This is a genomic window from Kitasatospora sp. NPDC088264, assembly GCF_040685715.1.
Taxonomy (GTDB): Bacteria; Actinomycetota; Actinomycetes; order Streptomycetales; family Streptomycetaceae; genus Kitasatospora.
In genome coordinates, this window is the sequence record NZ_JBFBIR010000042.1 from 48277 (window position 1) to 71848 (window position 23572).

Sequence of the window (23572 nt, forward strand, 5' to 3'; positions counted from 1 at the left end):
GCCGGTCCGACAGTGTCTGACGAGGGGGACGACGAGGATGGCATCGCGCCGGGACGAGCTGAACGCGTACACCTTCGCCCGCAAGCGCACGGTGGGGGCGTTCCTGCTGCCCGGTGGCGGCGGCAGCGACGAGGACGCGCCGCGCCCGGTGAAGGCGGTGCTGCCGAGCGTGCTGGTGGGGGCGGTGATCGTCGCCGGGTTCGGGTTGTGGGGGGTGTTCAAACCGAGCGCGCCGCTGCACTGGGACGACGGCAAGAACGTCGTCCAGGGCAAGAAGTCGACCACCCGGTACGTGGTGCTGACCGACCCGGACGGCCGGACCAAGCGGCTGCACCAGGTGCTCAACATGTCCTCGGCGCGGCTGGTGCTGCCGGCCGACGCCAAGGTGGTGGTGGTCGACGACGGGGTGCTCGACAGCTACCCCAACCACGGCCCGACGATCGGCATCCCGTACGCGCCGGACAAGCTGCCGACGAGGGACAACGCGGACAAGCCGATGAAGTGGTCGGTCTGCGACCGCCCGGGCTCGGACGACAAGCAGGAGACCGTCAACCAGGCGGTGTTCGTGGCGGCGGGCCCGGACGCGGCGGCGCTGGCGGGCAAGGACCGGATGCTCGGCCAGGACCAGCTGCTGCTGGTGCAGCAGGCGGACGAGCAGCAGGTATCCGCGCAGCCGGCGCCGGGCCAGCCCGCGGCCAGGCCGGGTGACGCGAAGGTGTTCCTGGTCGACGCGCAGGGCCGCAAGCACGGCATCGGCTCGCCGCAGGCGGACGACAAGGAGCGCAAGTCGCTGATCACCGCGGTCTTCGGGCCCAACGCGGTGCCGCAGCGCGTCAAGCGCGAGTGGCTGGACACCCTGGTGACCGGCAGCCCGATCACCTTCCCGAAGGTCGACGGGGTGGCGGACAGCCCGAACCCCAACTCCTCGGTGGAGCTGGGCAACCAGGCCGACCGCCGGATCGGCCGGCTGGTGCACTACCAGGACCGCCACTACGTGGTCGGCAAGGACCGGCTCTACCTGGTGACGCCGTTCCAGGCGGAGCTGATCCGGCAGAACCCGGACTACCAGGACCTCTACAAGTACGACGGCGACAAGCGGCCGCGCAGCGACGAGATGACCCCGGCCGACCACGCCAAGCTCGGCAACGACGTCCGGCTGCCGAGCACCGGGGACGACTGGCCGCTGAAGTCCGGTGCGCCGGCCAACAACTGGCAGGACCGGCAGGACGCGCGCCTGGTCGTGTGCAGCACCTTCGACGGCGTCGCCGAGGACGGCCGCACGCCCCGGCGCAGCGTCTGGGCCGGGACGTCCTACCCGGCGCCGTACAACAACGGCGCGGGCGCCGCGTACGTGACGCCCGGGCACGGCCTCTTCTACCGCGCGCTGGACAACGCGGCGGGCGGTTCCGGCACCGACTTCCTGATCACCGAGACCGGTCTGCGCTACTCGGTGCCGGCCAACGGCGACGGTGGTCGCGGCGCCACCACCCCGCCCGGCGCGCAGCCGGGTGCGGGCGGACAGCCGGGCCAGGGCGCGCAGCCGGGCCAGGGCGGCGCCCCGAAGACGCCCACCCCGCAGCCGGGCGCCACCACGCCGGACCAGCAGCCGCCGCAGGACGAATCGGGCGCCAACCAGGCCCGGTTGGGCTACAAGGAGCTCCAGCCGCTCCCGGTGCCGCACGAGTGGTCGGACCTCGTTCCGGCCGGCCCGCCGCTGACGGCGAAGAGCGCCGCCCAGCCGCAGAACGCCTGATCGACCAAGCCCGGCAACGGAATTGGCCTCAGTGTCATGGTCTGGTAACTGCGCCGAGTTCGGTGTTGGGTGAGCTGCGTGTGCCGACTACAGTGCTCCTGGACATCACTAGGGTGATGGGACGGTCGGGCCGCGCTGCCCTCCGTACACGCAATGTCTGTCTCATGGGGGATGGTGGAGCATGGCTCAGGGTCAGTTCACGATGACGGCTCAGGAGATGCTGGCTTTCGCCAAGCGGATCGAGGACGCGATCGGGAAGATCGAGGCTGAGCGGCAGAAGCTCATCAGCACGGTCGATGGCATCACCGGCGGCTGGCAGGGCCAGGCGGCGAACGCCTACAAGGCCTTGCAGGACCAGGTCAACACCGACATCGCGAAGCTGAAGGAGTCGCTCACCGCGATCCAGCACGCGATCGAGCTGACCACCAAGCACTACGCGAGCACCGAGGAAGAGCAGAAGGCGCTGTTCTCCAACGCCCAGGGCTGATCAGCCGCACCGCGCTGATCACCGTTCTGTTCCGACCTTCCGCTCGGTGGGGCGCCCGCGGCTGAGCGCGGGGTGCTCCGCATCCTCGTCAAGGGAGACATCGTGTCCGACCACATCCTCGTCAACTTCGAGACCGTCCACCACGCGGCCGAGGAAGTGCGCGCCTCGGCCGGTCGCATCGACCACCTGCTGAACGACCTCAAGGGCGACGTCAACCGCATCGCGTCCAGCTGGCAGGGCGCGGCCCAGCAGGGCTACCAGGCCCACCAGACCCAGTGGGACGCGCGCGCCGCCGACCTGCAGAAGGTCTGCACGCAGATCGCCTCCTCGCTGGACGGCGCCGCGCAGAGTTACCGGACGACCGAGAACAACAACGCCAAGCTGTGGGGGAACAGCTGACCACGCGTTCCCCAGCGGGAACGTGAGGGGGCGGGTGCTCGGACTCCGGGCACCCGCCCTTCGGTGCGCGGCACGGGTGGACGACATGAGGGGTGGCAGGGTGTCCGGACGCGGGTACCGGAAGGCGGCCGCGGCACTGGCCGCGCTCGCCGTGCTGGGTGGCCCGCTCGCCGCCCCGGCGCACGCGGACAGCGGACCAGGGCTGGCCGCCGCGGGCGACTGCCCGAAGAACGCGCCCGACGTGCCGACCGTGCCGTGGTCGCTGCAGCGCCTGCTGCTGGACGAGCTGTGGCAGGGCGGTCGGACCACCGGCGCGGGGGTGACCGTCGCGGTCATCGACACCGGCGTGGACGACCAGAACCCGCAGCTGGCGGGCAAGGTCCTGGAGGGCTCCAACCTGGTGGTGAACCGGGAGACCAAGGAGAAGGTCCCGGGCAGCTCCAAGGAGGACCCGGTCGGCCACGGCACCAAGGTGGCCGGCATCATCGCCGCCCGCCGTTACGACCGGACGGGCTTCGTCGGGCTCGCCCCCGACGCCACCGTCCTGTCGATCCGCCAGAACGACAGCGACGGCAACGGCGACGTCTCCACCCTGGTCCAGGCCGTCAACGAGGCGGTCAGGGCCAAGGCCAAGGTCATCAACATCTCCCAGGACGTCCGCGGTGCCGGCGCCGCCGGCTTCGGCGGGTACCAGGAGCTGAAGGCCGCCGTCCAGGCCGCCGAGGACAGCGGCGTCGTGGTGGTCGCCTCCACCGGCAACGACGGCAAGGAGGGCGACACCTACCCCGGCGCCTTCCCGACCGTGCTCGCCGTCGGCGCCTCCGACCGCAACAACGAGCGCGCCCCGTTCTCCCAGTACGGCTCCTTCGTGAAGGTCGCCGCACCCGGCGTCGACATGCTCTCCACCGTCCCCAGGGGCGGCCAGTGCGTCGACAACGGCACCAGCTTCTCCGCCCCGTACGTGTCCGGGCTCGTCGCGCTGCTGGTCGGCGCCCACCCGAACTGGAAGCCGGCCCAGGTGCGGGCCTGGATCGAGCAGACCGCCCAGCGCACCCAGCGCGATCCGGACCGGTTCGTCGGCTGGGGCGTGGTCGACCCGGTCAGGGCCGTCACCAAGGCCCCCGAGAGCGCGCCGTTCACCGCCACCCCGGACGCCCCCGTCCGACTGGCCGCCGCCCCGATCGTGCCCCGGCCGGTCGGCCTCGGCGAGACCCAGGCCGACCGCGACGGCCGCACCGCGACGTACGTCCTCGGCATCGGGGCGCTGCTGGTCGCGCTGCTCATCGGCGGCGGCGTCGTCCTGCGCGACCTGCGCCGCAGGTCCGCCGACTGATCCGTGTGCGCAGCACCCGCCCGGTGCCCGGGGAGTGCGCGGAAGAATCCTCCGGAACGGCTGTAACGTCGTGGGCCGCTCACCGCATCCAAGGAGTGTCGGGGAGCGGGGACACGGGGGAGTGGCGGGCATGGGGTGGATCGGGGCGGGCCGGGAGGCCGAGGACGCCGGGTTCCTGGAGCTGGTGTCCGGCCGCACCGGCCACCTGTACCGCTCGGCCTGCCTGCTGACCAGCGGCGACACCCACTACGCCGAGGACCTCGTCCAGGAGGCCCTCAGCCGGATGTACGTGCTCTGGCGGCGCAGCGCCTGGACCGGCGGCCGGAACCGGATCGACAACCCGGCCGCTTACACCCACACGGTGATGGTGCGCACCTTCCTCGCCCAGCAGCGCCGCCGCTCCAGCACCGAGCGCCCCATCGGGGCGGTGCCCGAGTCGGAGGCGCGGGAGGCGGACGGCGCGCTGCGGATGACCCTGCTCGACGCCCTCGGCCGGATGCCGCCCAAGGACCGCGCGGTCCTGGTGCTGCGCTACTGGGAGGACCGCAGCGTCGCGGAGACCGCCGAGGTGCTGCGCTCCTCCCTGGGGGCGGTCCGTACCCGCACCACCCGGGCGCTGGACCGGCTGCGCGGCCTGCTCGGCGACTCGCTGGCCGAGCTCGCCGCTCGCTGACCACTGCTCGTAGTCCGTGACGCAACCCGTGACGCAACCCGTGACGCAATTTCGTGACGCAAGGAGACGGTGACCACCCATGTCCGAACCGGACAAGTTCGAGGACGATCTTCTCTACGCCCTCACCCGTACGGGCGAGGGCTTCCGCACCGAGCCGTCCGACCTGCTCGCGGGCGGGTACCAGCGCGGCCGCCGACGCTGGCGCCGCCGCTCGACCGCCGCGGTGGTGGGCGGCGCGGCCGCGCTGGCCCTGGTGGGGACCGGCGCGGTGTACCTCACCGGCTCCTCGCCGCGCCCGAGTGCGGTGCCCGCGGCCGCCCCGAGCACCGCCGGCGGCAGCGGGAGCGGCTCGGCGGCCCCGGTCGCGGCGGCCTCCTCCGCGGAGCCGGGCGAGGTCACCGGCGAGGATGTGCTGGCCACCCTGCGGGGCCTGCTGCCGGGCGGCCGGACCAGCGACGAGAACGCCGGTCAACGCCAGGGCGGCACGCTGGTCTTCGACGATGGTCGGGGCAGGGCCGCGATGGCGGTCTCGGTCAACCGGGTCGGGGCCGGCAGCCCGGTCCTGACGGAGAACGGCTGCCCGGACCGGAAGCTCGTCCCGTACGACGCCTGCACCAGCGCGGGCCTGCCGGGCGGCGGCAAGCTGACCCTGTTCCAGGGCTACGAGTACCCGAACAAGCAGGCCGGCACCAAGAGGTGGTCCGCCTGGCTGGGCGGCGCCGACGGCCGCGTGATCGAGCTGACGGAGTGGAACGCCGAGGCGGAGAAGGGCGCACCGGACAGCCGTCGGACGCCGCCGCTGTCGCCGGAGCAGCTGAGGGCGGTCGTCACCGACAAGGCCTGGGACGGGATCATCGCCAAGTTCCCCGAGCCGCGGTCGGAGCCGGGGCCGGACAACGGCAAGGAGTACGGCAAGGACGAGATCCTGGCGATCGTCGCCAAGCTGCTGCCGTCCGGGCTGACCGAGACGGAGACCGGGGGACAGCCTGGCTACGCGGACTTCGTGGTCGACGACGGCAAGGGCAAGTCCATGGTGCAGATCAACGTGCAGGACTGGTCCCGCGACGACAAGACCAAGGAGGAGCTGTTCGGCAGTGCCCGGGCACAGCCGGACGGCACCAGGGTGGTGGTCGGCAAGCGGGGCTCCAACCCGGGCATGTGGACCGTCGACACCCTGCACGCGGACGGCCTGCGGGTGGTGATCAGCGCGTTCAACAGCGGCACCCAGCAGACCCCGGCGACCCGCAGCACCCCGGCGCTGAGCAACGACCAGCTGGAGGCGATCGCCACCGCGCCGGTGTGGAAGCTGAAGAAGTAGCGGTGCGGACGTGGCAGTGCCCCGGGCGAGGGGGAGCCCGGGGCACTGCCGTGTGGGGGAGGGGTGGGGGTCAGGGCTGCTGGTCCTCGGGGAGGCTGATCACCCAGCGGGTGTCCTGGCGGGGGCGCAGGTAGAACAGCCAGTAGAGGGTGGCGGCGGCGGTGATGCCGCCGGTCCACAGCAGGGGCTCGGTGTCCAGCTGGGTCATCACGTAGACGAGGACGGCGATCAGCACCACCGGGACGGCCGGCCACAGCGGCATCCGCCAGGCGGCGGCGTGCTTGTGGTGGGCGCGGCGGGAGAGCAGCGCGGCGATCGCGACCAGCAGGTACATCCCGGTGACGGCGACGCCGGTGATGTTGCTGAGCAGTGCGCCCTTGACGAAGCAGAGCGCGGCGCCGGGCAGGCCGACGGCCAGGGTGGCGACCCACGGGGAGCCGAACCGGCCGAGGGTGCCGAAGGCCTTGTTGACCGGCTCGGGCCAGGCCTTGTCACGGGCGGAGGCGAACAGGACCCGGGAGTTCTGGATGACCATGACGATGCCGGCGTTGATGATCGCCAGCGCGACGCAGAGGCTGATGAAGGTGCCGACCGCGGAGTTGCTCCAGGCGGTGACCATGCCGGAGATGTCGCCGGAGCTCAGGGTCTGGAGGTCGGGGGCGCCCATGGTGATGGCGACGACCGGGACCAGGATGACGGCGGAGGAGATGCCGAGCGTCCACAGCACGGTGCGCGAGACGTTGCGGCGGGGGTTCTCCAGCTCCTCGGAGAGGTAGACGGCGGTGGAGAAGCCCTGGGTGATGAACAGGGCGATGCCGAGCGCGCCGACGATGGCGCCGATGCTCACCGTGGTGGTGGCGCCGCCGTCCCCGGTGACCACGCCGTGCAGCAGGCTGGGGGCGTCGCCGTTGGCGTGGGAGAACCCGAGCACCGAGACGACGCCGGCCGCGATGACCTCCAGCACCAGGAAGACGCCGGTGATCCAGGCGTTGGCGCGCAGGTCGAGCAGGCCGGCCAGGGTGGCGGCGAGCATCACGGCGGCGCCGGTCATGGCCTTGTCGAGGTGCAGCACGGGGGCGAGGTAGTCGGCGGTGCCGAGGGCGATGACCGAGGGGACGATCATCACGACGATCAGCGAGAGCACGAAGACCAGCCAGCCGGCCAGCCGCCCGGCGAGGGTGCCGACCATCGCGTACTCGCCGCCGGCGCTGGGGATCAGGGTGCCGAGCTCGGAGTAGCAGAACGCGACGGCGACGCACAGCACGGTGCCGATGGCGATGGCCAGGGCGGTGGCGCTGCCGATGCTGGAGAACAGCTCCGGGACGATCACGAAGAGCGTGGAGGCCGGGGTGACGCAGGACAGTGTGAGCAGGGTGCCGCCCACCACGCCGATCGAGCGCTTGAGTTGCTGGGGCGCGGCGGCGGCGGTGTCGGCCGTCGCGGGGGTCGCGGCGCGTGGCGGGCGAAGCGTGTCGGTCATGTGGCTTCCGATCGGCTCTGTGCGGTCCTGTGGGTGGGAGCGGTATCGCCTCCGCTGGCTGTCTGCTCGGGGTTCTGGTGGGGTCGCTCCTGGGTCGCAATGGAACCTGGGCGTATTGATTGCGTCAATGGCCGAAATGCTTCGGAATCCGTTGCGCGGAAGGGCATAGACATGCGATCCGATGATCACGTACGGTCATTGCGAGCTTTGCCCGACTTGTTACCTCTGCCACATTGCAACTGAATCCAAGGTGAACAGAGTGTTGCAAGCCACCTTTCAAAGGTGTCCGTGGAGTCGGACGGCGATACGCCCAGGCGCCCCCCTGTGTGGCCGCAACCCCCGGGCGGGGTGCGGGAACCGCAGCCCCGCGCCGGAAAGATCTAGGTAACGTTTCGACACCTGGGACGCGAAAGGGGCCGGGCTCCCGTGAGCCCGACCCCTCGATCACTGTCCGTAGCCGCCGGCGCGGTGCGCCGGTGCCGTCACACCAGCGGCAGCCAGCCCGTCTGGACCATCTGCCCGCCGGTCGCCCGGCGCGACACGTACACCCCGCGCCCCGGCGGCAGCGGCATCGGCTTGACCGTCCCCAGCAGCGCGCCCTCGTCCCGGTTGCCGGAGAGGATCACGCCCTGCCCGCCCAGCTCGCGCATCCGCTGCAGCACCGGCTCGTACAGCGAGCGGCCGGCGCCGCCCGCGCTGCGGGCCACGATCACCCGCAGGCCGATGTCCCGGGCGAACGGCAGGAACTCCGCCAGCGGCGCCAGCGGGTTGCCCGAGCCCGTCGCGACCAGCTCGTAGTCGTCCACGATCACGAACATGTCCTTGCCGCTGTACCAGCTGCGGTTGCGCAGCTGCTCGGCGGTGACGTCCGGGCCGGGCAGGCGGCGCGCGCAGGCCCCGCGCAGCATGTCCACGATGGCCGCCATGGCCGGCTGCGCGGCCGCGTACTCCACCAGGTACTCCGGCGGCACGGCGCCCAGCAGCGCGCGCCGGTAGTCGCCGACCACGATGCCCGCCTGGTCCGGGGTGTACCGCTCGGTGATCTGCTTGACCAGCATCCGCAGCAGCGCCGACTTCCCCGACTCGGTGTCGCCGAAGACGATGAACAGCGGGTCGGTCTCGAAGTTCACGAAGGCCGGTGCCAGCTCGGCCTCGTCCACGCCGAAGGCGATCCCGCGCTCCGGGCGCTCGAAGCCCTTCGGCAGCGAGTTCCCGTCCAGGACGGCCGGCAGCATCCGCACCTGCGGCGCGCGCGGCCCGGTCCAGGCCCCGTCGACGGCGGCGACCAGGCCGGCCACCCCGTGCTGGAGGTCGTCCACCGCGCAGGAGCCGTCCAGCCGCGGCAGGCCGGACAGGAAGTGCAGCCGCTCCGGGGTGATGCCGCGCCCGGCCAGCGGCGGGACGTTCTGCGCCACCCGGCGGTCCACCTCGGACTCCATCGGGTCGCCGAGCTTCAGCTCGGTCCGGTTCTGCAGCAGGTCCTTCAGCGCCGGGCGCACCTCCGCGTACCGGGCCGCGGTGATGACCAGGTGGACGCCGTAGCCGAGGCCGCGTTGGGCGATGTCGCCGATCACCGGCTCCAGCACCTCGAACTCCTGCTTGAAGGTGTTCCAGCCGTCGATCACCAGGAACACGTCGCCGAACGCCTCGTCCGGCAGCTGCCCGGCCGCCCGGCGGGCCCGGTAGGTGCCGATGGTGTCGATCCCGGCGGCCCGGAACAGCTCCTCGCGCCGGTTCAGCACCCCGTGCACCTCGGAGACCATCCGGCGCACCTTGTCGACGTCCAGGCGCCCGGCCACCCCGCCGACGTGCGGCAGCCCGGCCAGCGACTGGAAGCTGCCCGCGCCGAAGTCCAGCAGGTAGAACTGCACCTCCCGCGGGGTGTGGGTGAGCGCGAACGAGGCCACCGTGGTGCGCACCACCGTCGACTTGCCCGAGCGCGGGCCGCCCACGACCAGGCCGTGGCCGGCCGCCCCCGCGTAGTCGACCTCCAGGACGTCGGTCTTCTGCTCGCGCGGCTTGTCCACGATGCCGATCGGCACCCGCAGCCGGCCCGCCGGGAAGCCGGGCGCGGTCAGCCCGCGCTCCGGCACCACCTGGAGCGGCGGCAGCAGGTGGTCCATGCTCGGCGCCTCCTCCAGCGGCGGCAGCCACACCTGGTGCGCGGCCGGGCCCTGGCCCGTCATCCGCTGCACGAACACGTCCAGCACGGTGTCGACCAGCGCGTCGTCCTGCTCCGGGGCGAGCGGCGCCTCCTCCTCCACCGCCGGCTCCGGCGGCTCCACCCGGGCCGCGGTGAACAGCACCGGGCGGGCGTTCACCCGCCGCCCGCCGGTCGACCGCTGCTGCCCCGGCGCCCGGTAGGGCCCCGAGACGTACGCGGCCTTGAACCGGTCCATCACGTCCTCGCCGAACTTGAGGTACCCGACGCCCGGCACCGGCGGCAGGTGGTAGGCGTCCGGCACCCCGATCGCCGCCCGCGACTCGGCCGCCGAGAAGGTGCGCAGACCGATCCGGTAGGAGAGGTAGGTGTCCAGGCCGCGCAGCTTGCCCTCCTCCAGGCGTTGCGAGGCCAGCAGCAGGTGCACCCCCAGCGACCGGCCGATCCGGCCGATCTGGATGAACATCTCGATGAAGTCCGGCTTGGCGGTGAGGAGTTCGGAGAACTCGTCGATGATCAGCACCAGCGAGGGCAGCGGGTCCAGCGCCGCGCCGGCCGCCCGGGCCCGCTCGTACTCGTGGATGTTGGCGTAGTTGCCCGCCGAGCGCAGCAGCTCCTGGCGGCGGTGCAGTTCGCCCTCGATCGCGTCCCGCATGCGGTCGACCAGGGTGAGTTCGCCCTCCAGGTTGGTGATCACCGCGGAGGTGTGCGGCATGTCCGCCATGCCGGAGAAGGTCGCGCCGCCCTTGAAGTCGGCGAGGACGAAGTTCAGGATCTCCGAGGAGTGCGTCATCGCCAGCGCCAGCACCAGGGTGCGCAGCAGCTCCGACTTGCCGGAGCCGGTCGCGCCCACGCACAGGCCGTGCGGGCCCATGCCCTCCAGCGCGGCCTCCTTGATGTCCAGGTAGACGTGCTCGCCGTTCGCGCCGACCCCGATCGGCACCCGCATCCGCTCGTGCTGGGCGCGCGGGCGCCAGCTGCGCGTCACGTCGAAGGAGCCCGGGTCGCCCGAGTTCATCAGGTCGGTGAAGTCCAGGTTCGACAGCAGCGGCTCGTCGTCCCCGCCGGCCGAGAGCCGGTACGGCGCCAACTGCCGCGACAGCGCCTCGGACTGCCAGACCGAGAGCAGGTCCGGCGTGCCGGTGTACGTCGCCCCGGAGGCCGAGCGCAGCACCAGCTCCTGCGGGCTCACCGTCACCATCAGGTGCCCGCTCGGCTCGTCCAGGTCGCCCGGCACCACCTCGATGACGGTCACCCCCTGCACGCCCTCGGGGCTCGCCAGCAGCGAGTTCGGCGGCACCCCGGCGCCGTCCATCACCACCACCAGGTGCGGCTGGTCCGGCGCGGGCGCCGCGTCCCGCACGAACCGCTGGCGGCCGGCCAGCTCGTCCTGCAACAGGAACTCCAGCTCGCCCAGGTCGGTGGCGATCAGCCGGCGCGAGCCCGCGCCGTCGGCCTCCTTGCGGTGCTGGTTGTGCGGGAGCCACTTGGTCCACTCCCACTCCTCCGCCGCGCCCGGCGCCGCGGCCACCGCGACCAGCAGGTCGTCCGGCGAGTGCAGGGTGGTCAACTGGGCGATCATCGCGCGCACGTTGCCGTACACCGAGTCCGCGTCCCCGCACACCGTGACGTGGTAGAAGGCGCGCAGCGACACCGCCAGCGGCAGGTCCTGCAAGGTGCCGTGGGCCTTCAGGAAGGAGTGCATCGCGGCCGCCGACAGCGGCTCCAGCTCGTCCATCGGCGCGGTCTGCGGCGCCACCAGCGGCGTCGACAGCTGAACCGGGCCCAGGCCCACCCGGATCTGCGCGAAGTCGCCGTCCCCGGTGCGGCGCTCCCACAGCCGCCGGCCGTCCGCCACGATCGACCACAGCTGGTCCGGCGCCGGGTTCAGGAACAGCAGCGCGCCGCGCTGGCGCTCCGCCGTGCGGCGCACCTGGCGGCGCATCTGCTGCAGGTACTTGAGGTAGTCGCGCCGCTCGTCCGCCATCGCGGTCGAACCGCCCTTGCGGGCCCGCATGATCTGCGCCAGCACCATGCCGACCGTCGAGGCGACCATCAGGCCGCCCATGATCTTCATCGGGGCCGCCGCGCCCGGCGCGAAGAAGAACACCGCCGAGCCGCCCATGCCGAGCATCGGGAGGATGCTCATCAGCCAGTCCTCGCCGCCCTGCCGGGGCAGTTCGGGCGGGGTCACCAGCTCCACCGGCTCGTCCGGCACCGCCGGCGGATAGGCCCGGCCCGGGCGCTTGACCGTGATCACACCCATGTGTCATCCACCCCGCGGCGTCGATCGATCACTTCGGCATCAGCCCTCACGCAACTGGACTCGTACGACTCGTACGGCTCGTACGGGTTTCGCCAGGGCGAGGACGCACCACACGGCGCCGCCCCCCGTACCGCGCGCAGGGGCCGATCCTAACGGTCGCCCCCGCACCGCCCGCCAGGCCCGCGTCCGCACCCCCCGCCGGGGGCCCGGCCCGCACCGGGGCCGGGCACGAACCGAGCGGGTAGGGTAACGCCGCGCCAACTCGCGGCCCGGTCGGGCCGGTTCCACTGCCACACCGAGCGCCGCCGTGCCGCGGCACCGTCAACAAGGGGGAGCGCCCAGTGCGTCGAAGGACCGAGGTGCGGCGATGAGCGACACCACCGCGACCGGCTACTGCCGGGTCACCGTCGTCGCCCCGGACCGCCGGATCGACGTCGCCCTGCCCGAGGACGTCCCGCTCGCGGACGTCTACCCCGAGGTGCTGCGCCTGGCCAACCAGAGCCAGCCCGACGGCGCGCCCACCGGCTTCCACCTGGTGCGCCGCGACGGCACCGTCCTCGACAGCGGCCTGCCGCTCGCCGCTCAGCAGGTCCGCGACGGCGACCTGCTCGCGCTGCGCCCCTTCGCCGAGTCCCTCCCGCCGGCCGTCTACGACGACGTCGCCGACGCGATCGCCAGCGCCGTCGAGACCGACCGCCGACTCTGGAGCGCCGAACTCATGCGGGCCTTCGGCCTGATCGGCGCCGCGCTGCTGCTCGTCCTGCTCGGCTTCGCGCTCTGGTTCGCCGACCTGCGCCACGACATGCACGGCCTGCCCGGCGTCCTGGCCGGCGTCACCGCCGTCGTCCTCACCGCGCTGGCCGGCGTCCGCGCCCGGGTCTACCAGGACGCCCACGCCGCCCTCGCGCTCGGCCTCGGCGCCCTGCCGCACGCCATGATCGGCGGCAGCGGCGTCCTCGCCGTCGCCCACCCGTGGGACGGCCCCGGCCGGCTCCAGTTCCTGGCCGGCTGCGTCGCCGTCCTGGTGGTCGCCGTGCTGCTGGTGGGACTGCTCCCCGAGAAGGACGCGGTGTTCGTCGCCGCCGCCCTGGTCGCCGCCGCCGGCGCGCTCGCCACCTTCGCCGCCGTCCTGCTGCCGGACACCCCCGCCGGGCACATCGCCGCCGTCACCGGCATCACCGCCGTCGCGGCCGTCGGCTTCCTGCCCGGCCTCTCCGCCCGCTTCGCCCGGCTGCCCGTCGGCTTCAGCGCCCCGGGCCAGACCCGCACCCGCAGCCGCGACTACGACGAGGAGGCCGAGCGCGCCGAGGCCGTCCAGTACGAGCGGATCGCCCACCAGGCCCGCCGCGGCCACGAGGTCCTGGTCGGCCTGGTCGGCGGCTGCGCCGCGGTCGTGGTCGGCTCCTGCGCCGTCCTCGGCTTCACCGACCGGACGTTCCCCGAGCTGCTCGCGCTCGCCCTGGGCCTGGCCACGATGCTGCGCGCCCGGCTGTTCCGCTACACCGCGCAGGTCTTCAGCCTCACCATCGCCGGGCTGCTCGGTCTGGCCCTGCTGATCATCGGCCTGTCCCTGCACACCCCGCAGTTCATCCTGCGCGCTGCCAGTTCCGCCGAGGTCGACCTGCGCACCGTCTGGCTGGCCGCCTCCATCGCGTTCGGCGCGGCGCTGCTCGCCGCGATCGCGCTGGTGGTGCCCCGGCTCGGCGTCTCCCCGTTCTGGGGGCGCATCCTGGACCTGGTCGACAGCCTGACCCTGATCTCCCTCGTCCCGCTGGCGCTCGCCGTCCTGGACGTCTACCGGCTGGTCCGCGGCGCCACCAGCTGACCGGCCGGCCCGTGCCGCCCGCCCCGTTCGGCCCGTCCGGCCCGCCGGCCGGCCGGGTGGGCGGCACTGGTACCCTTGGCCTTCGAGCGCAGCCGTGTGTCCGCCTCCGGTGGGTCGCAGACCGCCGGCCGCGCTCCGTCACGACACCGAGTCCTCATGAGTCCTGTGTTGTCGACCAGGACCGCTCGGTACACCCTGAAGGAGTTGCAGTGGCTCTCGCCTCTGACGTCAAGAAGCAGATCTTCGCCGAGTTCGGCCAGAAGGAGGGCGACACCGGTTCCCCCGAGGTCCAGGTGGCCATGCTCTCCCGCCGCATCGCGGACCTGACCGAGCACCTCAAGATCCACAAGCACGACCACCACTCGCGTCGTGGCCTGCTGATCCTGGTCGGCCAGCGCCGCCGCCTGCTGCAGTACCTGGCCAAGAAGGACATCGAGCGCTTCCGTACGCTCGTCGACCGCCTGGGCATCCGCCGCGGTGCCGCCGGTGGCGCCCGCTAAGACCGCCGCTCGGGGCGGCTCCCCACACCGGGGAGCCGCCCCTCGCGCGTATGCCGCGGACACCCCGAGCCGCGGCGCCCGGACATAACAACTCGCGCGTACCTCCCCAGGTGGCCGAGGATTGCACCGTAGGGTTGTGGGCATGCCCGGTGATGGCGCACCAGCGCGCCACCCGGGCAGACGAACCCGAACCCCCCGCGGGCCGAAGGCTTCAAACGGAAGCCGCCCGCATCCGAGAGAGCGTCCAGACGCGGACCGCCCGTCCCGGCCCGGCAGCCGTGAGGCGCCGGTCCTCGGTAGTGGCCCCCGGAAGCCCCGCAGACCGAGCGGAGCACCCCGGAGGCTTCGATCGAAGACCGGCCCGACTGCCGTCCTCCTTGCCAGGAGGGCCAGGGCCAGCCGGCAGGCAGCGCGGGGACGCTCTCCCGGAGACGTACGAAAGAGGAGATCTTCCAGGTGGAAGAGAACGTGTTCTACGCCGAGGCCGTGATCGACAACGGTTCCTTCGGCACCCGTACCATCCGCTTCGAGACCGGCCGTCTGGCCCGTCAGGCCGCCGGCTCCGCCGTGGCCTACCTGGACGACGACACCATGGTGCTGTCGGCCACCAGCGCGTCCAAGCAGCCGAAGGAGCACTTCGACTTCTTCCCGCTGACCGTGGACGTCGAGGAGCGCATGTACGCCGCGGGCCGCATCCCCGGCTCGTTCTTCCGTCGTGAGGGCCGGCCCTCCGAGGACGCGATCCTCACCTGCCGCCTGATCGACCGCCCGCTGCGCCCGTCCTTCGTCAAGGGCCTGCGCAACGAGGTCCAGGTCGTCTGCACCGTCATGGCGCTCAACCCCGACCACCTGTACGACGTGGTGGCCATCAACGCCGCCTCCGCCTCCACCCAGCTGGCGGGCCTGCCGTTCTCCGGCCCGATCGGCGGCGTCCGCGTCGCGCTGATCAACGGCCAGTGGGTGGCCTTCCCGACCCACAGCGAGCTGGAGTCGGCCGTCTTCGACATGGTCGTCGCCGGTCGCGTCCTGCCGGACGGCGACGTCGCGATCATGATGGTCGAGGCCGAGGCCACCGACAAGACCATCAAGCTGGTCGAGGGCGGCGCCGAGGCGCCGACCGAGGACGTCGTCGCCGCCGGTCTGGACGCCGCCAAGCCGTTCATCAAGGTGCTGTGCGCCGCCCAGTCGCAGCTCGCCGCCCAGGCCGCCAAGCCGACCGGCGTGTTCCCGGTCTTCCTGGACTACCAGGACGACGTCCTCGCCGCGCTGACCGCCGCCGTCAAGGACGAGCTCGCCCAGGCCCTCACCATCCCGGGCAAGCAGGAGCGCAACAACGAGCTGGACCGCGTCAAGGCGCTGGCCGCCGAGAAGCTGCTCCCCGAGTTCGAGGGCCGCGAGAAGGAGATCAGCGCCGCCTACAACGCGCTGACCAAGAAGGTCGTCCGCGAGCGCGTCATCAAGGACAAGGTCCGCATCGACGGCCGCGGTGTCACCGACATCCGCACCCTGGCCGCCGAGGTCGAGGCCATCCCGCGCGTGCACGGCTCGGCCCTGTTCGAGCGTGGCGAGACCCAGATCCTGGGCGTCACCACCCTCAACATGCTGCGCATGGAGCAGCAGCTGGACACGCTCTCCCCGGAGACGCGCCGCCGCTACATGCACAACTACAACTTCCCGCCGTACTCGGTCGGCGAGACCGGCCGCGTGGGTGCGCCCAAGCGCCGCGAGATCGGCCACGGCGCGCTGGCGGAGCGGGCGATCATCCCCGTGCTGCCCTCGCGCGAGGAGTTCCCGTACGCCATCCGCCAGGTCTCCGAGGCGCTGAGCTCCAACGGCTCCACCTCGATGGGCTCGGTCTGCGCCTCCACCATGTCGCTGCTGAACGCCGGTGTGCCGCTGAAGGCCGCCGTCGCCGGTATCGCCATGGGCCTGATCTCCCAGGAGATCGACGGCGAGACCCACTACGTCGCGCTGACCGACATCCTCGGTGCCGAGGACGCGTACGGCGACATGGACTTCAAGGTCGCCGGTACCCGCAACTTCATCACCGCCCTGCAGCTGGACACCAAGCTCAACGGCATCCCGGCGTCGGTGCTGGCCGCCGCGCTGAAGCAGGCCAAGGACGCGCGTCTGCACATCCTCGACGTGATGAACGAGGCCATCGACACGCCGGACGAGATGTCCCCGAACGCCCCGCGGATCATCACCATCAAGATCCCGGTGGACAAGATCGGTGAGGTCATCGGCCCCAAGGGCAAGATGATCAACCAGATCCAGGAGGACACCGGCGCCGAGATCACGATCGAGGACGACGGCACCATCTACATCGGTGCCGCCGACGGACCGGCCGCCGAGGCCGCCCGCACCACGATCAACCAGATCGCCAACCCGACCATGCCGGAGGTCGGCGAGCGCTACCTGGGCACCGTGGTGAAGACCACGACGTTCGGCGCGTTCGTCTCGCTCATGCCGGGCAAGGACGGCCTGCTGCACATCTCGCAGATCCGCAAGCTGGCCGGCGGCAAGCGCGTCGAGAACGTCGAGGACGTCCTCGGTGTCGGCGCCAAGGTGCAGGTCGAGATCGCCGAGATCGACCCGCGCGGCAAGCTCTCCCTCATCCCCGTCGTCGAGGGCGAGGAAGCCGGCGAGACCGCTTCCGAGTGAAGCGCCGCTAGCTGACCCTTGCGGCCCGTACGCCTCCCGGCGTGCGGGCCGCACCCTGTTGCCCCCGCGTTCGTCCATGCGTTCCCACGCGTGTTTCCTCTGGAGGTACCCCCCGTGGCTCAGGCCCCGGCGGCGAAGCAGCGCCCCGGCTCCACCCGGACCCTGCTCAAGGGCGCCGACGGCGCCGGCACGGTGCGCCGCACCGTCCTCCCCGGCGGCCTTCGGGTCGTCACCGAGACCCTGCCGACGGTGCGCTCAGCCACCTTCGGCATCTGGGTCGGCGTCGGCTCGCGGGACGAGACCCCGCAGCTCAACGGCGCCACCCACTACCTGGAGCACCTGCTCTTCAAGGGCACCGCGCGGCGCAGCGCGCTGGACATCTCGGCTGCCCTGGACGCGGTCGGCGGTGAGATGAACGCCTTCACCGCGAAGGAGAACACCTGCTACTACGCCCGGGTCCTGGACACCGACCTGCCGCTGGCCATCGACGTGGTCTGCGACATGGTCACCGGCTCGCTGATCCGCTCCGAGGACGTCGACGCCGAGCGCGGCGTCATCCTCGAGGAGATGGCGATGGCCGAGGACGACCCGGGCGACGTGGTGCACGACCTGTTCGCCAAGGTGATCTTCGGCAGCGGCCCGCTCGGCCGCCCCATCCTGGGCACCCAGGAGACCATCAAGGTGCTCACCCGGGAGCAGATCGCCGGCTTCTACCGCCGCCGCTACCGGCCCGAGAACCTGGTCGTCTCGGCCGCCGGCAACCTCGACCACCACACGGTGGTCAAGCAGGTCGAGCAGGCCTTCGCGGCGGTACTGGCCCGCTCCGACGCGGCCCCCGCCGAGGCCCGCCGCGGCGTCAAGGCGCTGCGCACGGCCGGCCGGGTCGAGGTGCTCAACCGCTCCACCGAGCAGGCCCACCTGGTGCTGGGCGTGCCCGGGGTGCCTCGGCACGACGAGCGCCGCTGGGCGATGGGCGTGCTCAACGCGGCCCTCGGCGGCGGGATGAGCTCCCGGCTGTTCCAGGAGGTGCGGGAGAAGCGGGGCCTGGCGTACTCGGTGTACTCGTACTCCTCGTCCTACGCGGACAGCGGCCTGTTCGGCATCTACGCCGGCTGCCAGCCCAAGCGGGTCGAGGAGGTGCTGCGGATCTGCCGCGCGGAGCTGGCCAAGGTGGTCGCCGAGGGCATCACCGAGGAGGAGCTGCGGCGCGCGATCGGCCAGATCTCCGGCTCCACCGTGCTGGGCATGGAGGACACCGGCTCGCTGATGAACCGGATCGGCAAGGCCGAGTTGAGCTACGGACACCACCTGTCGGTGGACGAGATGCTGGCGCGGATCGCGGCCGTGACCCTGGACGACGTCCACGCGGTGGCCCGTGATGTGCTGGGCGCGTACCGGCCGTCGCTGGCGCTGATCGGACCGGTCAACGACAAGCGGGCCGCCAAGCTCGCCGATCTGCTGGTGTGAGAGGACATTTCGCTATGACGCTGCGTGTCGCCGTGATCGGTGCCAACGGTCGGATCGGCTCCGAGGCGGTCAAGGCCGTCGAGGCCGCGCCGGACCTCGAACTGGTGGCCACCCTGGGCCGCGGGTCCGAGCCGGCGGAGCTGACCGAGGCCGGCGTCCAGGTCGCCGTCGAACTCACCCACCCGGACTCGGTGATGGGCAACCTCGACTACTGCCTGCACCACGGCATCCACGTGGTCACCGGGACCACCGGCTGGACGGACGAGCGGCTGGCCACCGTCCGCGGCTGGCTCGACCAGGCCCCCGAGCTGGGCCTGCTGATCGCGCCGAACTTCTCCATCGGCGCGGTGCTCGGCATGAAGTTCGCCCAGACCGCGGCGAAGTACTTCGAGTCGGTCGAGGTGGTCGAGCTGCACCACGACCGCAAGGCCGACGCCCCCAGCGGCACCGCCACCCGTACCGCGCAGCTGATCGCGGCGGCCCGCGCCGAGGCCGGCCGCCCGCAGCAGCAGGACCCGACCACCCACAGCCTGCCCGGTGCCCGCGGCGCCGACGTGGACGGGGTGCCGGTGCACGCCGTCCGGCTGCGCGGGCTGCTCGCCCACCAGCAGGTGATGTTCGGCGACACCGGTGAGACGCTCACCATCCGGCACGACTCGCTGCACCACAGCAGCTTCATGCCGGGCATCCTGCTCGGTGTGCGCAAGGTCGTGGAGACGCCGGGGCTCACCCTGGGCCTCGAACACTTCCTGGACCTGTGAGCCCGGCATGACGTCCCGTACCGGATTCTTCGTCCTGTCCGGCGTGCTGCTGCTGGTCGCCCTCCTCTGCGTCGGGGAGGGCGTCCAGCTGGTCGCCACCGGTAAGCCGCTCGGCATCGGCATCGGCCTGTGCGCCTTCGTCATCCCGGTGATCGGCGTCTGGTTCCTGCGCCAGACCGTCCGGTTCGGCCGGGCCAGCGAGCAGCTCGCCCGGGAGCTGGAGGCCGAGGGCGGCCTGCCGGTGGACGAGCTCCAGCGCACCACCGGCGGGCGGATCGACCGGGCCTCGGCCGACGCGGTGTTCGCCCGCCGACAGACCGAGGCGGAGGCCGCGCCGGCCGACTGGCGGGTCTGGTTCCGCCTCGCGGTGGCGTACGCCGACGCCGGCGACACCCCGCGCGCCCGCAAGACCATGCAGCACGCCATCAAGCTGCACAGCACCGAACCCGCAAGGAGCAACGCGTGAGCGACCAACCGACGGCCCCCAGCTTCCGCAGCGACGTCACGGTCGAGCTGGTCCGCAGCGCGGCCGCCGACTCGGACGTCATCTGGGCGGCCCGCGTCTCGACCGCGGGGGAGCAGTCCCTGGAGGCGGTTCAGCAGGACCCGGAGAAGTCCAAGGGCCTGATCAACTTCCTGATGCGGGACCGGCACGGCACCCCCTTCGAGCACAACTCGATGACCTTCTTCATCAGCGCGCCGATCTTCGTGTTCCGGGAGTTCCACCGGCACCGCAGCGGCTGGTCCTACAACGAGGAGTCCGGCCGCTACCGCGAGCTGCAGCCGGTCTTCTACGTCCCGGCGGAGGAGCGCAAGCTCGTCCAGCAGGGCCGCCCGGGCCGCTACGAGTTCGTCGACGGCACCCCCGAGCAGCACAGGACCACCACCGAGGCGATGGAGGCCGCGTACCGCGAGTCCTACGCGCGCTACCAGGAGATGCTGGCGGCCGGCGTGGCCCGCGAGGTGGCCCGGGCGGTGCTGCCGGTCGGCCTGTTCTCCTCGATGTACGCGACCTGCAACTCCCGTTCGCTGATGCACTTCCTGTCGCTGCGGACCAAGCGGGAGCACTCGGCGGTGCCGTCCTTCCCGCAGCGCGAGATCGAGATGGTCGCCGAGCAGATGGAGCAGGAGTGGGCGCGGCTCATGCCGCTCACCCATGCGGCCTTCGAGAAGCACGGCCGGGTCGCTCCCTGACCTGGGACGATAGGCATATGGGCGGAGTGTCACGCATGTCTGGATTGCGGCTTTTCTAGCCGCTCCCTACATTCATGAACACGGATTCCGGTGCTGCCCGAACCCCCGAGCGGGCAGCACCGGAATCCCATGTCACCGCCTGTTTCCGCCGCTTCGCGTGGTATGCCCCTGTCCGAACACTGGACCGGTGTGGGTACCGCCCCACCGCCTACGAGTAGCTTTGGACGCATGGCTCCGACCTCCACCCCCCAGACGCCGTTCGGCCGGGTCCTGACCGCGATGGTCACCCCGTTCACCGCCGACGGCGGACTCGACCTCGACGGCGCCCAGCGCCTCGCCACGCACCTCGTGGACTCCGGCAACGACGGCCTCGTCGTCAACGGCACCACCGGTGAGTCCCCGACCACCAGCGACGCCGAGAAGGCCCAGCTCGTCCGCGCCGTGGTGGAGGCGGTCGGGGATCGCGCCCACGTGGTGGCCGGCGTCGGCACCAACGACACCCACCACAGTGCCGAGCTGGCGCGACAGGCGGAGGCCGCCGGAGCCCACGGCCTGCTGGTCGTCACGCCGTACTACAGCAAGCCCCCGCAGGAGGGCCTGTACCGGCACACCGTGCACATCGCGGACACCACCGGGCTGCCGGTCATGCTCTACGACATCCCGGGCCGCAGCGGCGTCGCGCTGAGCCACGAGACGCTGGTCCGCCTCGGCGAGCACCCGCGGATCGTCGCCAACAAGGACGCCAAGGGCGACCTCGGCGCGGCCGCCTGGGCCATCGCCCGCTCCGACCTCGCCTGGTACTCCGGCGACGACATCCTCAACCTGCCGCTGCTGTCGGTCGGAGCCGCCGGAGTGGTCAGTGTCGTCGGACACGTCGTGGCCGGCGAACTGCGTGCGATGATCGAGGCGTACCTGGCCGGCGATGTGGCCAAGGCCACGGCGATCCACCAGGGCCTGCTCCCGGTGTTCAGCGGTATGTTCCGCACGCAGGGTGTCATCCTCGCCAAGGCCGCGCTGGAGCTCCAGGGACTGCCGGCCGGCCCGCTGAGGCTGCCGCTGGTCGGCGCGACTCCCGAGGAGATCGCACGATTGACGAAGGATCTCGCCGCCGGCGGGGTACACCTGTAACAGACGAAGACGTGCGCGCCCCGGCTCGCCGGACCCTCACGGGCCCGCCGCTGGACCGGACCGACGGCGCGAGAGCACCGACCCAGTAGGAAAAACGACACTGAGTACGCACGCCATATGTCTTCAGGGGGAGGACCCCGGGCATATGGCGTGCGTCGTGAGGAGAGTCTTTTGAGTCACCCGCACCCCGAACTCGGCGCACCCCCGGCCCTGAAGGAGGGCGCCCTCCGCATCACCCCGCTCGGCGGTCTCGGCGAGATCGGCCGCAACATGACGGTCTTCGAATACGGGGGCCGCATCCTGATCGTCGACTGCGGCGTCCTCTTCCCCGAGGACGAGCAGCCCGGCGTGGACCTGATCCTCCCGGACTTCACCTACATCCGGGACCGCCTCGACAAGATCGACGGCATCGTCCTCACCCACGGGCACGAGGACCACATCGGCGCCGTCCCGTTCCTCCTGCGGGAGAACCCGGACATCCCGCTGATCGGCTCCAAGCTGACCCTCGCCCTGATCGAGGCCAAGCTCGCCGAGCACCGCATCCGGCCGTACGTGCTGGAGGTCAAGGAGGGCGAGCGCGAGCGCATCGGTCCCTTCGACTGCGAGTTCATCGCGGTCAACCACTCCATCCCGGACGCCCTGGCGGTCGCCGTCCGCACCCCCGCGGGCATGGTCGTGGCCACCGGCGACTTCAAGATGGACCAGCTGCCGCTCGACGGCCGCCTGACCGACCTGCCGACCTTCGCCAAGCTGGCCGAAGAGGGCATGGACCTGCTGCTGGTGGACTCCACCAACGCTGAGGTCCCCGGCTTCATCCCGCCCGAGCGGGACATCTCGGCCGCGCTGCGGAACGTCTTCGCGAACGCCGACAAGCGCATCATCGTCGCCTCCTTCGCCAGCCACGTGCACCGCATCCAGCAGGTGCTGGACGCCGCGCACGAGTACAAGCGCAAGGTCGCCTTCGTCGGCCGCTCGATGGTCCGCAACATGGGCATCGCCCGCGACCTCGGCTACCTGAAGGTCCCCGGCAACATGGTCGTCGACGTCAAGCAGCTCGACGACCTGCCGGACAAGGACGTCGTGCTGATCTGCACCGGCTCCCAGGGCGAGCCGATGGCGGCGCTGTCCCGGATGGCCAACCGCGACCACCAGATCCGCATCGTCGAGGGCGACACCGTCGTCCTGGCCTCGTCGCTCATCCCGGGCAACGAGAACGCCGTCTACCGGGTGATCAACGGCCTCACCCGCTGGGGCGCCAAGGTCGTGCACAAGGGCAACGCCAAGGTGCACGTCTCCGGCCACGCCTCGGCCGGCGAGCTGCTGTACTTCTTCAACATCTGCAAGCCGCGCAACCTGATGCCGGTCCACGGCGAGTGGCGCCACCTGCGGGCCGCCGCCGACCTGGGCATCGCCACCGGCATTCCGCGCAACCGCGTGGTCATCGCCGAGGACGGCGTCTGCGTCGACCTGGAGAAGGGCGTCGCCCGGATCGTCGGCAAGGTGCAGGCCGGGTACGTCTACGTGGACGGCGCCTCGGTCGGCGACATCACCGAGGCCTCGCTCAAGGACCGCAGGATCCTCGGCGAGGAGGGCTTCATCTCGGTCTTCGTCGCGGTTGACTCGACCAACGGCAAGATCGTGGGCGGCCCGACCTTCCAGGCCCGCGGCTCCGGCATCGACGACAACGCGTTCGTGCCGGTCGCCGCCAAGCTCCAGGAGGCCCTGGACCGCTCGGCGAGCGACGGCGTGCTGGAGCCCCGCCTGGTCCAGCAGCTGGTCCGCCGGACCGTCGGCAAGTGGGTGGCGGACAACTACCGCCGCCGGCCGATGATCCTGCCGGTCGTCGTCGAGGTCTGAGCCTCCGGCGGCTGGTTTGACGTGGGGCAGCCCGGTGCGTAATGTTCTCCGGGTTGCCCCACGGGACGGCCCCGCAGGAAGTCTCTCGAATGCGAATTCGAGAATGACCGCGGAAAACGGCCCGAGAAACTCTGGTAAAGTTCGGGAGCGCCGAAAGGCGAAAGCCGATCAGGTAAATGAAACTCCGGAAAACGGAGCGGAAAACATCTGATAAGCTGGAAACACGAAAGAACGAAGCGCCCGGAGGGCCCGCTGGAAGGCGGTCCGAAGGAAGTGTCCGTTCCTTGAGAACTCAACAGCGTGCCA

17 protein-coding genes are annotated in these 23572 nt (G+C 71.6%); 15 read left to right on the forward strand and 2 right to left on the reverse strand.

Going from position 1 to position 23572, the window contains the following annotated elements; all coding sequences use genetic code 11:
* Positions 1-37 precede the first annotated feature (37 nt).
* The 6 genes from AB0O82_RS27005 to AB0O82_RS27030 all read left to right on the forward strand — a co-directional run bounded on the left by AB0O82_RS27005 (position 38) and on the right by AB0O82_RS27030 (position 5963).
* On the forward strand, positions 38-1753 hold the full coding sequence (locus AB0O82_RS27005) for a type VII secretion protein EccB (protein ID WP_363586525.1): 1716 nt from the start codon (positions 38-40) through the stop codon (positions 1751-1753).
* Positions 1754-1934: 181 nt separating this feature from the next.
* The gene (locus tag AB0O82_RS27010; RefSeq protein WP_350885676.1) at positions 1935-2240 is read left to right on the forward strand and encodes a WXG100 family type VII secretion target; all 306 of its coding nucleotides are present in this window, start codon (positions 1935-1937) and stop codon (positions 2238-2240) included.
* Positions 2241-2342: 102 nt separating this feature from the next.
* Positions 2343-2639: a WXG100 family type VII secretion target gene (locus tag AB0O82_RS27015; protein WP_363586526.1), complete on the forward strand. Its 297-nt coding sequence runs from the start codon at positions 2343-2345 to the stop codon at positions 2637-2639.
* A gap of 100 nt (positions 2640-2739) precedes the next feature.
* The gene (mycP, locus tag AB0O82_RS27020) at positions 2740-3972 is read left to right on the forward strand and encodes a type VII secretion-associated serine protease mycosin (RefSeq protein WP_363586527.1); all 1233 of its coding nucleotides are present in this window, start codon (positions 2740-2742) and stop codon (positions 3970-3972) included.
* Positions 3973-4102: 130 nt separating this feature from the next.
* On the forward strand, positions 4103-4645 hold the full coding sequence (locus tag AB0O82_RS27025; protein ID WP_363586528.1) for a SigE family RNA polymerase sigma factor: 543 nt from the start codon (positions 4103-4105) through the stop codon (positions 4643-4645).
* 79 nt (positions 4646-4724) lie between these two features.
* Positions 4725-5963 (forward strand): hypothetical protein, encoded by a 1239-nt coding sequence (locus AB0O82_RS27030; protein ID WP_363586529.1) that lies wholly within the window; start codon positions 4725-4727, stop codon positions 5961-5963.
* A 70-nt stretch (positions 5964-6033) separates the two neighbouring features.
* Here the strand turns inward: AB0O82_RS27030 and AB0O82_RS27035 are convergent, their stop codons facing one another.
* Together AB0O82_RS27035 and eccCa are read right to left on the reverse strand one after the other, a co-directional pair.
* Entirely contained in the window at positions 6034-7443 is a 1410-nt protein-coding gene (locus tag AB0O82_RS27035; RefSeq protein WP_363586530.1) for an APC family permease, read from the reverse strand.
* Positions 7444-7925: 482 nt separating this feature from the next.
* Entirely contained in the window at positions 7926-11870 is a 3945-nt protein-coding gene (gene eccCa, locus AB0O82_RS27040) for a type VII secretion protein EccCa (protein ID WP_363586531.1), read from the reverse strand.
* Between the two features lie 367 nt (positions 11871-12237).
* Between eccCa and eccD the strand changes: the two genes are divergently transcribed.
* The 9 genes from eccD to AB0O82_RS27085 all read left to right on the forward strand — a co-directional run bounded on the left by eccD (position 12238) and on the right by AB0O82_RS27085 (position 23266).
* Positions 12238-13695 (forward strand): type VII secretion integral membrane protein EccD, encoded by a 1458-nt coding sequence (gene eccD / locus AB0O82_RS27045; RefSeq protein WP_363586533.1) that lies wholly within the window; start codon positions 12238-12240, stop codon positions 13693-13695.
* A gap of 209 nt (positions 13696-13904) precedes the next feature.
* Entirely contained in the window at positions 13905-14195 is a 291-nt protein-coding gene (gene rpsO / locus AB0O82_RS27050; protein WP_363586534.1) for a 30S ribosomal protein S15, read from the forward strand.
* Positions 14196-14651: 456 nt separating this feature from the next.
* Positions 14652-16859, forward strand: coding sequence for a polyribonucleotide nucleotidyltransferase (locus AB0O82_RS27055; RefSeq protein WP_363586535.1), 2208 nt, complete (start codon positions 14652-14654; stop codon positions 16857-16859).
* A 114-nt stretch (positions 16860-16973) separates the two neighbouring features.
* Entirely contained in the window at positions 16974-18326 is a 1353-nt protein-coding gene (locus tag AB0O82_RS27060) for a pitrilysin family protein (protein WP_350887436.1), read from the forward strand.
* 14 nt (positions 18327-18340) lie between these two features.
* A complete protein-coding gene (gene dapB, locus AB0O82_RS27065) occupies positions 18341-19087 on the forward strand; it encodes a 4-hydroxy-tetrahydrodipicolinate reductase (protein ID WP_063347605.1) in 747 nt (248 codons plus the stop codon).
* A gap of 7 nt (positions 19088-19094) precedes the next feature.
* A complete protein-coding gene (locus AB0O82_RS27070; protein WP_363586536.1) occupies positions 19095-19553 on the forward strand; it encodes a tetratricopeptide repeat protein in 459 nt (152 codons plus the stop codon).
* Positions 19550-20281, forward strand: a complete 732-nt coding sequence (thyX, locus tag AB0O82_RS27075) for an FAD-dependent thymidylate synthase (RefSeq protein WP_363586537.1) — start codon at positions 19550-19552, stop codon at positions 20279-20281. Before AB0O82_RS27070 ends, thyX begins: the two co-directional genes overlap by 4 nt.
* Before the next feature lie 228 nt (positions 20282-20509).
* Positions 20510-21409, forward strand: a complete 900-nt coding sequence (gene dapA / locus AB0O82_RS27080) for a 4-hydroxy-tetrahydrodipicolinate synthase (RefSeq protein WP_063347602.1) — start codon at positions 20510-20512, stop codon at positions 21407-21409.
* Between the two features lie 171 nt (positions 21410-21580).
* Positions 21581-23266 carry a ribonuclease J gene (locus AB0O82_RS27085; protein WP_363586538.1) on the forward strand — a complete coding sequence of 562 codons (1686 nt, stop codon included), beginning with the start codon at positions 21581-21583 and terminating at the stop codon, positions 23264-23266.
* The last annotated feature ends 306 nt before the right edge of the window (positions 23267-23572 follow it).